Origin of the sequence: Phenylobacterium sp. (genome assembly GCF_031984885.1) — a bacterium.
GTDB lineage: Bacteria > Pseudomonadota > Alphaproteobacteria > Caulobacterales > Caulobacteraceae > Phenylobacterium.
Window position 1 is genome coordinate 42,795 of the sequence record NZ_DAMABV010000009.1, and the last position, 13,334, is coordinate 56,128.

Consider the following 13,334-nt stretch of genomic DNA (forward strand, 5'->3'; position numbering starts at 1 on the left):
CGTTCGCCGTTTGAGGTTGTGGGGCTGTCTCTCGGAGGCAGAAGGCCATGAACACCGAGCGAGGTTTGCCTTTGGCGCAGATGGCGCAACTCACCGCCGAGGTGCGCGGCGCGACGCGGAAGCTGTCGCGCGAGCAGATGCTGGATCTGGCCGACCTGTTGCACGACGAAATCAGAGCCCGTCGCGAACAGCGGTCCTGGAGATCGGCGAGGCGGAGAATGCTCTAGCGGCCGGCCGCGCGGCGGGCCTGGCGGAGGCCGGCGGCGAGGGCGCGCGCCTGGGCCGCCAAGTCCTCGAGGACCTGGAGCCGCCACTCGGCCGGTTCGCCCCGGGCGGCGCCGGCGCGGGCGCGTTCGGCGGTCGTGAAGGCCGCGCGCGCCGCGGCCTGGCAGTCGGCCACGGCGCTGATGAACGCGCCCTCGGAGCTCCGGCGCCAGGCGTCGCGGAGGGCGAGGCGGGCCTGGGCGCGGGCTTCAATCGCCTCGGGCGAGCGCGGCTGGGGCTCCGCGGCCATGCCGGACCACGACACCCCGCGGTGGCGGCCCAGTTCACGGCCCTGGAGTTCGAGCAACGTGGCCTCGGCCGCGGTCTCGGCGGCGATGAGGCGGTGGATTTCGAGCGATCCCATGAGGAGAATGTATATTACATACATATCCTCATCAAGCGAATGTCGCCATCAAGGCGGTTGGAACTAGCCCTCGCTGATGATGATCCGCCGCGCCTGATAGGGCGGAATGATCGCGGTGATGTGCGCGGCCCAGCGCAGGCGCGCGTCGTGGCGCGTGGGGCCGGCGACGCTCTCCAGATCGTAGAGCCCAGGCCCCGATCCGCGCAGCAGGCGCTTGACCAGCACCTCGTCGGTGTCGGTCTCGACCACCACCACCTGGCCCAGCATGTCGGGGCTGGGGGAACTGCGCTGATCCTCGAAGTAGATCAGGGCCCCGTCGTCGGCCAGCCCGCGCATCGAATGGACCCACATCAGCTTCGCACCTGCCAATCGCCGGCAGGTATTGACCAAGACTCCACAGGGCTACGCCGTGGGACTGATCCGATGACGTTGCGCCTTTGGCTCGCCGCCGGCGGCGTCGGGGTGGTCTTGCTGTTGATCTCGGCGATTTATCTGAAGGGGCAGCTCCACGGCCGCGACGCCGAGCGAGGCAAGGCGGTTGCAGCGATCGCGCAAGCCCAGGTCGCCGCAGTAGAGGCCGATCTTGCTCGCCAGTCCGCCGCGCGCGTCGATGTCGTTGTGCGCCGACAGGCCGACGTCGCCGACATGGCCCGCCTCTATTCCGTCGAAGCCGCCAAAGCGGAGGATGCAAATGCGGCGCTCTCAACAGATCGGGCTGCTCGTCTGCGCAATGCTGACCACGAGCTGTGCCGGCTCGCCCCGAGCCTGGAAGGCTGCGTCTCCGCGCGTTGACATACCCGAAGCGGCGATGCGGCCCTGCAAGCTCCACACGCTATCGCCCGCGCCCTCGATCGCTGACCTTGAGGCGGGGTACGTCGCACGAGGGGCCGATCTCGTGGCCTGCGATCTCGCGCGACAACTGGCGGTCGACACGCTTCTTGCGCAGCAGGCGGCGGCTAGTTCGCGGGGACGGTGATCGTCGAGGGAGCGGCAAATCTATCCGAGAGCTCGACCTGCCAACAGCCGAACGTAGGAGCGGACGTCGGCGGGCCAAGGTTCGCTGAGCTCCCAGAACAGCGCCTTGTCCTTTGCATAGAAGGCGCGATCAGCCTCCTCGAACCCGCTCAAGTCGCCGGCCAGGGCGGTCATCACACGTTGCGCCGCTTCCATGGCGTCGTGATCGACCCCTGCGCCCGACCGACGCGCCTGATCCACGAGCCGGCGAAGGGCGGCTGACGCACCGCCGCGCTGGCTCGCCAGCCATTCCCAATGGCTGGGCAGCAGAGTGACTTCCCGCGCGATCACCCCAAGTCTCGGGCGGCCCCGAGCGGCTGCCTTCGGGGTGGGTTCGGACGGCGTGGCTAGGCGGTCCAGTACGTCATCGATATCGCCGCGGAGGTCGAGATCCGTCTGTCGACCTGTGCCGTCGTTGAAGATCAGGAGACGAGCTTCGCCAGCATCGTAGGCGGCCTTCACCGCCGGCGCTATCGCCGCAAGCGTCCCGGATGCGAGTTGGTGAGAACCGGCAAACGCCGTGTGATTGTCGGACATCTGGGAATCCCGCGGGCAACATTATTGCCCGGGTGTAAATTTCCGAAAGCGCACAGGCAAGCCTTGTTCATGCGCGGTTCCGGGGCAAAAAGGGAAGAATTGCCCAGGCCGCCCGCTAGGATGCTCCCCGACTCGGGGCCTTGAGCCCGAAGCTATCCTGGGGCGTCGAAATCATGCGCATTCTCCTGCGGACCCTTCTCTTCGCCACGGCGCTCTCCAGTGCAGCCTTGGCCTCCGAGGCGCTCGCCAACCCGACGGTCGCTCCCGTCTTGACGACGCCTGACGCCAGGGACGCGCGGTCCTATGCCCGGCCACTGATCGCGCGGGTGACCCACCTGGATCTCGACCTGGTCGCAGACTTCGACAGCGGGACGATGAGCGGTCAGGCCGCCATGGACGTGCTGGCCGCGCCCGGCGCGCGCGAGATCGTGCTCGATACGCTGGAGCTGAAGATCGCGAAGGTGACGGATGCGCAGGGCCGAGATCTGCCTTGGACGCTCGGCGCCGGCGACGAGGAGCTTGGCGCGCCCCTGACCGTGCAACTGAGGGGCGCCAAGCGCATCATCGTTCACTATGCGTCGAGCCCCGGGGCACGCGCGCTGCAGTGGCTGGCGCCGTCGCTGACGGCCGGGAAATCCAAGCCCTATCTCTTCAGCCAGGGACAGGACATCAATAACCGAAGCTGGATTCCGACCCAGGACAGCCCTGGCATCCGGCAGACATGGACCGCGCGCATCGTCGTTCCAGACGACCTGATGGCGGTGATGAGCGGTGAGCGCCTTACCCCGAATGGCGAGCCGGCCGGCGCCGGAAAGCGCGCATACCGCTTCCGCATGGACAACTCCGTCCCGCCCTATCTCATCGCGTTGGCGGTCGGCGACCTGACCTTCCGCGAGCTGGGGCCGCGAACCGGCGTCTATACCGAACCGTCAATGATGGATCGGGCCGCCGCCGAACTGGTCGACACCGAGAAGATGGTGACCACCGCCGAGGGCCTCTATGGCCCGTATCGTTGGGGCCGATACGATGTGCTGGTTCTGCCGCCGTCCTTCCCATTCGGAGGCATGGAGAACCCGACGCTGACCTTCCTGACGCCGACCTTCATTACGGGGGATCGCGCGAATGTGGGTCTGGTCGCCCACGAACTGGCGCATAGCTGGTCGGGCAATCTGGTGACGAACGCCACCTGGCCGGACGGGTGGCTGAACGAGGGCTTCACCACCTATTTCGAGAACCGGATCATGGAGGCGCAGTACGGCGCGCCGCGCGCCCAGATGGAGGCTGATCTCGACTGGGACGGCATGCAGGCCGATATCGCCGAGGCCGGCGGTCCTACCGCTGACGCCACCAAGCTCTATGGCGACGTCGGCGGGCAACTGGCCTACTTCAAGGGCGCGACCTTCCTGCGGACGATCGAGCAAACCGTCGGTCGAGAGCGTTGGGACGCCTATCTGAGCTCGTACTTCGATCGTCACGCCTTCCAGCCTCAGACCACGGCCGGCTTCCTCGCGGATCTGCGCGCCAACCTGATCAAGGGCGACAAGGCGCTCGAGGCCAGGCTGGAGCTTGACCAATGGGCCTACGCGGCGGGACTGCCCGACAACGCCGTGCACGTGAAATCGGAAGTGCTGGCGCGCGTGGATGCGCAGGTCGCGGCGTTCGTCGGCGGAGCGCCGGCCGCGCAGTTGACCGCGTCGGCCTGGACTACGCAGGAGTGGCTGCGGTTCCTGAACAACCTGCCTCGCGAGCTGGCTGTGAGCCGGCTCGACGACCTGGACAGCACGTTCAAGCTCTCGGATTCTTCGAACAGCTATATTCGTTCGGCCTGGTTGGAGCTGGCGATAGCCAACCGGTACGATCCGGCGTTGCCGTCGCTCGAGGCGTTCCTGACGACGGTGGGGCGTGGTCTCTTCCTCCGGCCGCTCTATGTAGGGCTGATGCGTCAGGGGGATTGGGGTCAGCCAGTGGCTCAGCGCATTTTCGCCAAGGCGAAGCCGACCTATCACCCGACGGTGGCTTCCAGCCTCCAACGGATCGTGAGCGGTAGCTGAGCGGAGGGATGTACATGCACAGACTGGCGGGTCTTTTCCTGGCAATGGCCATAGGCGCCCCGGCGGCGGCGCAGGACGCCAATGCCGAGTTCTTCGCGCGCAATGCTCAGGCGCCCGGGATCAAGACCATCCCTGGCATTCAGTACAAGGTCCTGAAATCGGGACCGGAGAACGGCCCTCATCCCAAGCGGTCGTCGACGATCAAGGTGCGATACGAAGGCAAGTTCCTGGATGGCCGCGTCTTTGACTCGTCGAAAGACGATCCGGATGGAGCGGTGACGTTCCCGTTGGGGCAGTTGATCCCGGGATGGGTGACGGTGCTGCCGCTGATGCGTCCGGGCGACGAATGGACGATCTATCTGCCCCCCGAGTACGCCTACGGCCCGGCGGGCAAGGAGATCATTCCGCCCAACACGCCGCTGGAGTTTCGTATCGAGCTCGTCGAGGTGGTGAACTAGGCGCGGTGCAGTTCGACGAGGACGAACGCGCCTTCGCCAATCGGCGGAGGGACGGCGCCCTCGAACAGGATCGCGTCCTCGGGGCTTAGGTGCGCGTCGCCGACATCAAGCGGCGTGAGCGCAACCAAGATGACCGTCTCGGCCGTCAGCTTGGGGGCGACAGGTCCGGACATGCGCCGCACCTGAGCGGCCCATCGCCCGCGACGCGTCATCACGTTCAGATCTCGGATGGGGCCATCGCTCAGCGCGGCGGTGGCGGCGATGTCGCCTGGGAACGCGTAGGGCGCGGACGACGCCCCGAGCGCCGTCGCGCCGAGACCTTCCACCGCGAGCGAAAGACCCTGACCCCTGATCACCGTGAGGATCCGGTCAATCCCCGGGAACCTCGAGAAGGGACCCGGCGAGGCGACTTCGGCGAGGCTCACGCGCCATTCAAAGTCGTCCAGCGGCGCGCCGGCCGGCGAGGCGGCCACCTCCCAGGTGACGCCGCCTCCGTTCTTCCAGGGGGAAGCCTTCCGATCGGCGGCCCGCAGGATCCGCATCAGCCGAGGATGCCCGGCAGGTCGAGGCCTTTCTGGCGGGCGACGTCCAGGGCGATCTCGTAACCGGCGTCGGCATGCCGCATGACCCCTGTGGCCGGGTCGTTCCACAGCACCCGCTCGATGCGCTTGGCGGCGGCCGCGGTGCCGTCGCAGACGATCACCATGCCCGAGTGCTGGGAGAAGCCCATGCCGACCCCGCCGCCATGATGCAGCGAGACCCAGGTCGCGCCGGAAGCGGTGTTGAGCAGGGCGTTCAGCAGCGGCCAGTCGGAAACCGCGTCAGAGCCGTCGCGCATGGCTTCAGTCTCGCGATTGGGGGAGGCGACCGAGCCGGAATCCAGGTGGTCGCGCCCAATGACGATCGGCGCCTTCAGTTCGCCCGAGGCGACCATCTCGTTGAAGGCCAGGCCCAGGCGATGCCGGTCGCCAAGTCCCACCCAGCAGATGCGGGCGGGAAGGCCCTGGAACTTGATCTTCCTGCCGGCCATGTCGAGCCAGTTGTGCAGGTGCGGGTTGTCCGGGATCAGCTCCTTCACCTTGGCGTCGGTGCGGGCGATGTCCTCGGGATCGCCGGACAGGGCGGCCCAGCGGAACGGGCCGATCCCGCGGCAGAACAGCGGGCGGATATAGGCGGGGACGAACCCAGGGAAATCGAAGGCGTTGGCGACGCCCTCTTCCTTGGCCATCTGGCGAATGTTGTTGCCGTAGTCGACGGTCGGGACGCTGGCGGCCTGGAAGTCCAGCATCGAGCGGACGTGCTCGGCCATTGAGGCCCGGGCGGCTTCCTCGACCTGCTTGGGGTCCTGCTCGCGCATGGCGGCCCAGCGCTCCAGGCTCCAGCCCTTGGGGAGGTAGCCGTTGACCGGATCGTGAGCCGAGGTCTGGTCGGTCAGCAGATCGGGGCGCACGCCGCGCTTGAACAGCTCGGGCAGCAGTTCTGCGGCGTTGCCGAGCAGACCGACTGAGATCGGGGTCTTGTCGGCGCAGGATTGCTCGATCCAGGCCAGCGCCTCGCCAAGGTCTTCCGTCGCCTTGTCGAGATAGCCGGTGCGCAGGCGCATCTCGATCCGCGAGGGCTGGCACTCGATGGCCAGGCAGGAGGCGCCCGCCATGACCGCCGCCAGCGGCTGGGCGCCGCCCATGCCGCCAAGCCCGGCCGTCAGCAGCCACCTGCCCGACAGATCGCCGGCATAGTGCTGGCGGCCCATCTCCACGAAGGTCTCGTAGGTGCCCTGAACGATGCCCTGGGCGCCGATATAGATCCACGAGCCGGCGGTCATCTGGCCGTACATGGCCAGGCCCTTGCGATCGAGCTCGTTGAAGTGGTCCCAGGTCGCCCAGCGCGGCACCAGGTTGGAGTTGGCGATCAGCACGCGCGGCGCGTCGGCATGGGTGCGGAAAACCCCGACCGGCTTGCCCGACTGCACCAGCAGGGTCTCGTCGTCATTCAGCCGTCGCAGGGTCTCGACGATCCTGTCGTAGCTTTCCCAGTCGCGGGCCGCGCGGCCGATGCCGCCATAGACTACCAGTTCCTCGGGCCGCTCGGCGACGTCGGGGTGCAGGTTGTTCATCAGCATGCGCAGCGGCGCTTCGGTCAGCCAGCTCTTGGCCGTGAGTTCGGCCCCGGTGGCGGGGCGGATGACGCGGGTGGGGTCGAGGCGGGTCATGGAACGGCTCAGGCTTTGGCGAAGGCGAGGCACGCCTTCAGGACATCGGTGAGGACCGCACGCATCGGCGCGGCCTGGAGTTCGGAATAGGGGGCGGGCCAGGTGGACGGTGTCGGCGTCTCCGCCGGGTCGTCCATGTAGCCGCGGCAGGCGAGTTCCATCTGGATGGCGTGGACGCCGTCCTGGGGCTGGCCATAGTGGCGCGTCGTCCAGCCGCCCTTGAAGCGGCCGTTGGTGACGCGGCTGAACGGGCTGGCGTCGCAGACCGCCTCGACCACAGCGGTCAGGCGGTCGTCGCAACTCGCCCCGGAATTGGCGCCGAGGTTGAAGATCGGAAGCGGGCCGTCGAACAGGCGCGGGATCACCGAGCGGATCGAATGGGCCTCGTAGAGCACGACCTTGCCGTGGAGCTGACGCAGCCGTTCGATCTCGGCCGCCAGAGCGGCATGGTAAGGCTCGAAATAGGTCTTTCCGCGACGCGCGATCTCGGCCCCGTCCGGCTCGCCGTTCCGATAGAGCGGTTCGCCATCGAATGTGGTGGTCGGGCAGAGCTCGGTGGTCGCCTGGCCGGGATAGAGCGAGGCGCCGGAGGGATCGCGGTTCACGTCGATGACGCTGCGGCTGATCGCGGTGCGCACGGTGGTGGCGCCCAACTCGCGGGCGAAACCGTAGAGCCTGTGGATCCACCAGTCGGCGTCCTTGCGGGCCAGCCAGGGCGAGACGAACTGCGTCTCGACGTCCGCCGGGATCTCGGTTCCCGTATGCGGGAAGCTGACGACCAGTGGCGCGTCGCCGCGATGAAGCTCCAGCCAGTCCATTAGGCCACGCCTGGCAGGGCGGCGCCGTCGGCCGCGTCGCACACCGCGCCCGAGCGGACCAGCGCGTTGGCGGCTTCCATATCGGGATGGAAGTGGCGGTCGTCGGTAAGGTGCGGGACCTTGCCGCGTAGCAGGGCGCGGACGGATTCCAGCGCGGGGCTGGAGGTCAGGGGCGCGTGGAAGTCGCAGCCCTGCGCTGCCGCCAGCAACTCGATGCCGATGACGGCGGTGGCGTTCTCGACCATCGCCAGCAGGCGCCGCGCGCCATGGGCGGCCATCGAGACGTGGTCTTCCTGGTTGGCCGAGGTCGGGATCGAGTCGACGCTGGCCGGATAGGCCCGCTGCTTGTTCTCCGACACCAGGGCGGCGGCGGTGACCTGCGGGATCATGAAACCGGAGTTGAGGCCGGGCTTCGGCGTCAGAAAGGCCGGTAGGCCCGAGAGCGCCGGATCGACGAGCATGGCGATCCGGCGTTCGGACAATGAGCCGATCTCGCAGACCGTCAGGGCGATCATGTCGGCGGCGAAGGCCACTGGCTCGGCGTGGAAGTTGCCGCCGGACAGGGCCTCATCGGTGTCCGGGAAGATCAGCGGATTGTCGGAGACGCCGTTGGCCTCGGTCCCCAGCGTCGCCGCGGCCTGGCGTAGCACGTCGAGCGCCGCGCCCATCACCTGGGGCTGGCAGCGGAGGCAGTAGGGGTCCTGGACGCGTTCGTCGTCCTTGAGGTGCGAGGCGCGGATCGCCGAACCGGACATCAGGCCGCGCAGGGCGTCGGCGGTCTCGATCTGGCCGGCATGGCGGCGCAGGGCGTGGATGCGCGGATCGAACGGGGTGTCAGAGCCCTTGGCCGCTTCGGTCGAGAGCGCGCCGGTGACCAGGGCGGTGCGGAACAGCACCTCGGCTTCGAACAGGCCGGCCAGGGCGTTGGCGGTCGAGAACTGGGTGCCGTTCAGCAGGGCCAAGCCTTCTTTGGGGCCCAGCGTCAGCGGCGAAAGGCCGGCCTCTGCCAGCGCCTTGGCCGCAGGCAGGCGTGACTCGCCGACGAAGATCTCGCCGACCCCGATCATGGTGGCGGCCATGTGGGCCAGCGGCGCCAGGTCGCCCGAGGCGCCCACCGAGCCCTGGGCCGGAACGACCGGCGTCAGGCCCTTCACCAGCATGCCTTCCAGCAGGGCGACCGTCGCCGGCTGCACGCCCGAGGCGCCTTGCGCCAGGCTCGCCAGCTTCAGGGCCAGCATCAACCGGATGACTGGGACGGGCGAGGGCTCGCCGACGCCGGCGGCGTGCGAGAGGACGATGTTGCGCTGCAGGGTCTCAAGATCGCCCGCCTCGATGCGGACGCTGGCCAGCTTTCCAAAGCCGGTGTTGATCCCATAGACCGGCTCGCCCCGGGCCAGGATGCGCTCGACCGCGGCGGCGCTGGCGGCGATCGCCGGCGCGGAGGCTGGATCAAGCTTGGCGCTGGCGCCGCGATAGATCGCGCGCCACTCCGCGAGGCTGACCTCGCCCGGTCGCAAGACGACGTCGTTCATAGTCCACTCCACACGCGGGCATGGAGCGGATTGAACCCCATGCGATAGACAAGTTCGGCTGGGCGCTCGATGTCCCAGATGGCGAGATCGCAGCGCTTGCCGGCTTCCAGGGACCCGGCCTGGTCCAGCATGCCGAGCGCGCGGCCGGCTTCCCGGGTAACGCCGGCCAAGCACTCGTCGACCGTGAGGCGGAACAGGGTCGCGCCCATGTTCATGGTCAACAGCAGCGACGTCAGCGGCGAGGTGCCCGGATTGCAGTCGGTGGCCAGGGCGATCGGCACGCCGGCGGCGCGTAGCTCCTCGATCGGTGGCAACTTGGTCTCGCGCACGAAATAGTAGGCTCCCGGCAGCAGGGTCGCGACCACGCCGGCCTTCGCCATGGCGGCGACGCCGTCCTTGTCCAGATGCTCGAGATGATCCGCCGACAGGGCGCCATATTCGGCGGCCAGCGCTGCGCCGTGCAGGTTCGACAACTGCTCGGCGTGCAGCTTCACCGGCAGGCCGTGCGCCTTGGCCGCCTCGAACACGCGGCGCGTCTGCTCCGCCGTGAAGCCGATCCCCTCGCAGAAGGCGTCCACGGCGTCGGCCAGGCCCTCGGCGGCGATGGCGGGGATCATCCGCTTGCACACTTCCTCGATGTAACCATCGGAATCACCGGCATATTCCGGCGGCAGGGCGTGGGCGCCGAGGAAGGTCGTCCTGACGTTCACGGGACGGACTTGGCCGAGCTTGTGCGCGGCGCGCAGCGACTTCAACTCGTGGTCCAGCGACAGGCCGTAGCCTGATTTCACCTCGATCGTGGTCAGGCCCTCGGCGATCAGGGCGTCGAGCCGGGGCAGGGCGCTGGCGACGAGGTCGTCCTCGCTGGCCGCCCGCGTGGCCTTCATGGTCGAGACGATGCCGCCGCCCGCCCGGGCGATCTCCTCATAGGAAGCGCCGGCCAGCCGCAGTTCGAACTCGTGGGCGCGGTCGCCGCCGAAGACCAGGTGGGTGTGCGGGTCGATGAGGCCGGGCGTGATCCAGCGCCCCTCGCAATCGACCGTTTCGTCTGGGGTGAACTGCGGCGCCTGCGCCGCCTCGCCGGCATAGAGGATGCGCCCGTCCAGCGCGGCGACAACGCCGTTTTCGATCTCGCCGAGACGGGGCCGGTCGGCGGCCAGGGTGGCCAGCCGGGCGTTCGCCCACAGTCGATCGCATCGCATCTTGGCCTCCTTCCCCTCATCTCCTAATATGTATAGACATAAGTCCGAGCGCGGAGGCTTGTCCAGTGGCTGATCATTCGGAAACGATCTGGTTCGAAAGCGCGTTGCTGGACGCTGGCTGGGCCCGCGACGTCCGGCTCACGATCCGAGACGGGGTCATCGCCGCCGTCGAGGCCGGTGCGGCGCGGGCCGCCCACGAAGCGGCGCACGGCCCAGCCCTGCCGGGAATGCCGAACCTCCATAGCCACGCCTTCCAGCGCGGCATGGCGGGGTTGGCCGAAGTCCGCGGGCCTTCGGCGGACAGCTTCTGGACCTGGCGCGAGGTGATGTACCGCTTCCTTGAGCGCATCGGGCCCGAGGACCTGCAGGCGATCGCCGCCTTGGCCTATGCAGAGATGCTGGAGGCCGGCTTCACGCGCGTGGGCGAGTTCCACTACCTGCATCACGATCGCGACGGGGCGTCCTTCGCCAATCCGGCCGAGATGGCGGCCCGCATCGCCGCGGCGGCTGAAGAGACGGGCCTGGGCCTGACCCTGCTGCCGGTCTTCTATGCCCACGCCGGCTTCGGGGGACTCCCTCCGACCGCTGGTCAGGCCCGCTTCATCCATGACATCGACGGCTTCGCGCGCCTGTTGGAGGGCAGCCGCGAGGCTGTCGCGCACCTGCCCGGGGCGGTGGTGGGATTGGCGCCGCACAGCCTGCGCGCGGTGACGCCGGCCGAACTCGCTGTGCTCCAGGCGCTTGCCGGCGATGCCCCGATCCACATCCATATCGCCGAACAGACGAAGGAAGTGGACGATTGCCGCGCCTGGTCGGGCGCGCGGCCGGTCGAATGGCTGCTTGACCATGCGTCGGTCGGGACCGGATGGTGCCTGGTCCACGCTACCCACATGACGCCGGAGGAAACCCTCGCCCTGGCCCGAAGCGGCGCAGTCGCCGGGCTCTGCCCCATCACCGAGGCCAATCTCGGCGACGGGCTGTTTCCCGCCCTGGACTATCAGGCGGCCCAGGGACGTTTCGGCGTCGGCTCCGACTCCAATGTCCTGATCGACGCCGCCGAGGAGTTGCGGGTTCTGGAGTACGGCCAGCGGCTGGCGCGGCGCACCCGCAACGTGCTGGCGCTGGAGGCAGGCGATTCCACGGGCGCGGATCTCTATCGGGCGGCCCTCGCCGGCGGGGCGCAAGCGCTGGGGGCCGAGCCTGCGGCCCTGCGACCCGGCGCGCCGGCCGATATCGTGAGCCTCGATCCCGCCCATCCGGTGCTGGTCGGCCGCTCAGGCGACGCCATCCTCGACAGCCTGGTGTTCGCCGGGCGCAAGGACGTGATCGACGGCGTCTGGCGGGCCGGCGCGAAGCTGGTCACTAATGGTCGCCATCACCGCCGTGGGGAGATCGTCGCCCGCTATCGGCAGGTCCTGGAGAACGTGCTCGCGTGAACAAGCCCGCTCCCATCGCGGAAGCCGAGGTTCCCACCGCCCTTCACCAGCGCATCCGCACCGACATCGAGGCCAAGATCCTCTCGGGCGAGTGGGGGCCGGGCGACCGCATTCCCTTCGAACACGAACTCACCGAGCAGTACGGCTGCTCGCGCATGACGGTCAGCAAGGCGATCTCGGCCCTGGCCGAGGCGGGGTTGATCGAACGTCGCCGCCGCGCAGGATCCTTCGTCGCCCGGCCGCGGGTTCATTCCGCGGTGCTCGACATTCCGGACCTCCGCTCGGAGATCGAGGGCCGGGGGCAGGCCTATCGCTTCGAGCTGATCTCCTGCGTCCGGCGCGCGGCGAAGGGCGCGGAGGAGGCGGAACTCGCCGGCGGGCGCGCGCTCCTGGCCCTGCGCGGCGTGCATTTCGCCAACGACCAGCCCTTCGCCCTCGAAGACCGGCTCATCAGCATGCGCGCGGCGCCGGAGGCGGCCCGCATCGACTTCGCCCAGATCTCGCCCGGAGCCTGGCTGCTGGAGCACATTCCCTGGACCGAGGCGGAGAACCGCATCGCCGCCGTGGCCGCCGACGCCGAGGCCGCGCGGCTGCTGGCGATCGCGCCGAAGACCGCCTGCCTGGCGGTCGAGCGGCGCACCTGGCGGGGCGGCGAAGGCGTTACGCGCGTCCGCCAGTTGTTCCCCGGCGAGGCCTACGACCTCGTCGCGCGCTTCGGGCCCTCGCGAGGCTGACGACCCTAGAGGTCCAGTCCGCTCTTGCGGCGCATCAGCGGATTTCCCATCGGCTCGGCGACCTTCGAGAGGGTGTTGCGGTCGCGGTGCTGGAAGAGACCCTCCTGGCCGCGCACCGCCAGCATGGTGTCCGAGACGTAGCTCCAACTGCCATCGTCGTGGAAGGTGACCTCAAGCTGATAGGACTCCGTACGGAAGGCGTGCTCCAGGAACGCCGTCGAACAGATCCCGTGCTGGGTGTCGCCGCGCGTCGCCTTGACCAGGATGCCGGTGTCGGTCGCCGCGCCGCCGGCCAGCGCGGTCTGACCGCGTGGAATGGCCAGGGATTGCAGGATCAACCCGGTCGCCGGCTCGTACAGCCAGTATCCGACCTGATCGTGGAAGGTCGTTTCCTCGTCCACGGCGATGATGTGCACGTGGTAACGCAGGCCGTAGAACAGTTGCGGCCCGTTGGCTTGCGGATCGATCGGCCGCATGACGATGCGCTCGACATATTCGCGCTGCTCGGGGCCATCGGCCTTGGGGTTCAGGTCCACGCCCTTGCGCCCTTCCCAGGCCCCGGCCAGCCGCCGCAGCGGCCCCAGATTGGCCAGGCCGTCGGGGTCCACGTCCTCCGGCTCGGTAAAGATGTCGTCGGGGAACGGGTTCACGGGCGCCTCCTCGCGTCTACGCCGCCAGCCATGCCAAGCGCCCGAGGTGATGGTCAAGCTCGGCC

15 protein-coding genes are annotated in these 13,334 nt (G+C 68.6%); 6 read left to right on the forward strand and 9 right to left on the reverse strand.

Annotation, left to right across the window (positions count from 1 at the left end; translation table 11 throughout):
- Positions 1-47 precede the first annotated feature (47 nt).
- Positions 48-227, forward strand: a complete 180-nt coding sequence (locus RTL41_RS14540; RefSeq protein ID WP_312165727.1) for a hypothetical protein — start codon at positions 48-50, stop codon at positions 225-227.
- Here the strand turns inward: RTL41_RS14540 and RTL41_RS14545 are convergent.
- On the reverse strand, positions 224-628 hold the full coding sequence (locus RTL41_RS14545) for a hypothetical protein (RefSeq protein WP_312165728.1): 405 nt from the start codon (positions 626-628) through the stop codon (positions 224-226). The two genes, RTL41_RS14540 and RTL41_RS14545, sit on opposite strands and share 4 nt — an antisense overlap.
- Before the next feature lie 63 nt (positions 629-691).
- Entirely contained in the window at positions 692-979 is a 288-nt protein-coding gene (locus tag RTL41_RS14550) for a S24/S26 family peptidase (protein ID WP_312165729.1), read from the reverse strand.
- A gap of 72 nt (positions 980-1,051) precedes the next feature.
- Here RTL41_RS14550 and RTL41_RS14555 point away from each other — a divergent pair, with 72 nt between their 5' ends.
- Positions 1,052-1,420 (forward strand): hypothetical protein, encoded by a 369-nt coding sequence (locus RTL41_RS14555; RefSeq protein WP_312165731.1) that lies wholly within the window; start codon positions 1,052-1,054, stop codon positions 1,418-1,420.
- A 204-nt stretch (positions 1,421-1,624) separates the two neighbouring features.
- On the opposite strand, the gene RTL41_RS14560 is transcribed toward RTL41_RS14555, so the two are convergent.
- Positions 1,625-2,179, reverse strand: coding sequence for a DUF2239 family protein (locus RTL41_RS14560; RefSeq protein WP_312165732.1), 555 nt, complete (start codon positions 2,177-2,179; stop codon positions 1,625-1,627).
- Positions 2,180-2,352: 173 nt separating this feature from the next.
- Between RTL41_RS14560 and RTL41_RS14565 the strand changes: the two genes are divergently transcribed.
- Positions 2,353-4,230, forward strand: a complete 1,878-nt coding sequence (locus RTL41_RS14565) for a M1 family metallopeptidase (protein ID WP_312165733.1) — start codon at positions 2,353-2,355, stop codon at positions 4,228-4,230.
- A 14-nt stretch (positions 4,231-4,244) separates the two neighbouring features.
- Positions 4,245-4,688, forward strand: a complete 444-nt coding sequence (locus RTL41_RS14570) for an FKBP-type peptidyl-prolyl cis-trans isomerase (RefSeq protein WP_312165734.1) — start codon at positions 4,245-4,247, stop codon at positions 4,686-4,688.
- On the opposite strand, the gene RTL41_RS14575 is transcribed toward RTL41_RS14570, so the two are convergent.
- The 5 genes from RTL41_RS14575 to hutI are packed head-to-tail and all read right to left on the reverse strand — an operon-like array spanning position 4,685 to position 10,449.
- A complete protein-coding gene (locus tag RTL41_RS14575; protein WP_312165735.1) occupies positions 4,685-5,230 on the reverse strand; it encodes a HutD family protein in 546 nt (181 codons plus the stop codon). The two genes, RTL41_RS14570 and RTL41_RS14575, sit on opposite strands and share 4 nt — an antisense overlap.
- Entirely contained in the window at positions 5,230-6,897 is a 1,668-nt protein-coding gene (gene hutU / locus RTL41_RS14580) for a urocanate hydratase (protein ID WP_312165736.1), read from the reverse strand. The genes RTL41_RS14575 and hutU overlap by 1 nt, the downstream gene beginning before the upstream one ends.
- Before the next feature lie 8 nt (positions 6,898-6,905).
- Positions 6,906-7,715, reverse strand: coding sequence for an N-formylglutamate deformylase (gene hutG, locus RTL41_RS14585; protein ID WP_312165737.1), 810 nt, complete (start codon positions 7,713-7,715; stop codon positions 6,906-6,908).
- Positions 7,715-9,247 (reverse strand): histidine ammonia-lyase, encoded by a 1,533-nt coding sequence (gene hutH, locus RTL41_RS14590; RefSeq protein WP_409418341.1) that lies wholly within the window; start codon positions 9,245-9,247, stop codon positions 7,715-7,717. The genes hutG and hutH overlap by 1 nt, the downstream gene beginning before the upstream one ends.
- A complete protein-coding gene (hutI, locus tag RTL41_RS14595) occupies positions 9,244-10,449 on the reverse strand; it encodes an imidazolonepropionase (protein ID WP_312165739.1) in 1,206 nt (401 codons plus the stop codon). Before hutI ends, hutH begins: the two co-directional genes overlap by 4 nt.
- Positions 10,450-10,514: 65 nt before the next feature.
- Here hutI and RTL41_RS14600 point away from each other — a divergent pair, with 65 nt between their 5' ends.
- Positions 10,515-11,885, forward strand: a complete 1,371-nt coding sequence (locus RTL41_RS14600; RefSeq protein WP_312165740.1) for a formimidoylglutamate deiminase — start codon at positions 10,515-10,517, stop codon at positions 11,883-11,885.
- Entirely contained in the window at positions 11,882-12,619 is a 738-nt protein-coding gene (gene hutC / locus RTL41_RS14605) for a histidine utilization repressor (RefSeq protein ID WP_312165741.1), read from the forward strand. The genes RTL41_RS14600 and hutC overlap by 4 nt, the downstream gene beginning before the upstream one ends.
- 5 nt (positions 12,620-12,624) lie before the next feature.
- Here hutC and RTL41_RS14610 read toward each other — a convergent pair whose 3' ends face one another.
- Entirely contained in the window at positions 12,625-13,269 is a 645-nt protein-coding gene (locus tag RTL41_RS14610; RefSeq protein WP_312165743.1) for a heme-binding beta-barrel domain-containing protein, read from the reverse strand.
- Positions 13,270-13,334 lie beyond the last annotated feature (65 nt).

Coding starts and splice junctions, on each gene's coding strand:
- RTL41_RS14540 (WP_312165727.1), top strand. CDS start 48: ATGAACACCGAGCGAGGTTTGCCTTTGGCGCAGATGGCGCAACTCACC.
- RTL41_RS14545 (WP_312165728.1), bottom strand. CDS start 628: ATGGGATCGCTCGAAATCCACCGCCTCATCGCCGCCGAGACCGCGGCC.
- RTL41_RS14550 (WP_312165729.1), bottom strand. CDS start 979: ATGTGGGTCCATTCGATGCGCGGGCTGGCCGACGACGGGGCCCTGATC.
- RTL41_RS14555 (WP_312165731.1), top strand. CDS start 1,052: ATGACGTTGCGCCTTTGGCTCGCCGCCGGCGGCGTCGGGGTGGTCTTG.
- RTL41_RS14560 (WP_312165732.1), bottom strand. CDS start 2,179: ATGTCCGACAATCACACGGCGTTTGCCGGTTCTCACCAACTCGCATCC.
- RTL41_RS14565 (WP_312165733.1), top strand. CDS start 2,353: ATGCGCATTCTCCTGCGGACCCTTCTCTTCGCCACGGCGCTCTCCAGT.
- RTL41_RS14570 (WP_312165734.1), top strand. CDS start 4,245: ATGCACAGACTGGCGGGTCTTTTCCTGGCAATGGCCATAGGCGCCCCG.
- RTL41_RS14575 (WP_312165735.1), bottom strand. CDS start 5,230: ATGCGGATCCTGCGGGCCGCCGATCGGAAGGCTTCCCCCTGGAAGAAC.
- hutU (WP_312165736.1), bottom strand. CDS start 6,897: ATGACCCGCCTCGACCCCACCCGCGTCATCCGCCCCGCCACCGGGGCC.
- hutG (WP_312165737.1), bottom strand. CDS start 7,715: ATGGACTGGCTGGAGCTTCATCGCGGCGACGCGCCACTGGTCGTCAGC.
- hutH (WP_409418341.1), bottom strand. CDS start 9,247: ATGAACGACGTCGTCTTGCGACCGGGCGAGGTCAGCCTCGCGGAGTGG.
- hutI (WP_312165739.1), bottom strand. CDS start 10,449: ATGCGATGCGATCGACTGTGGGCGAACGCCCGGCTGGCCACCCTGGCC.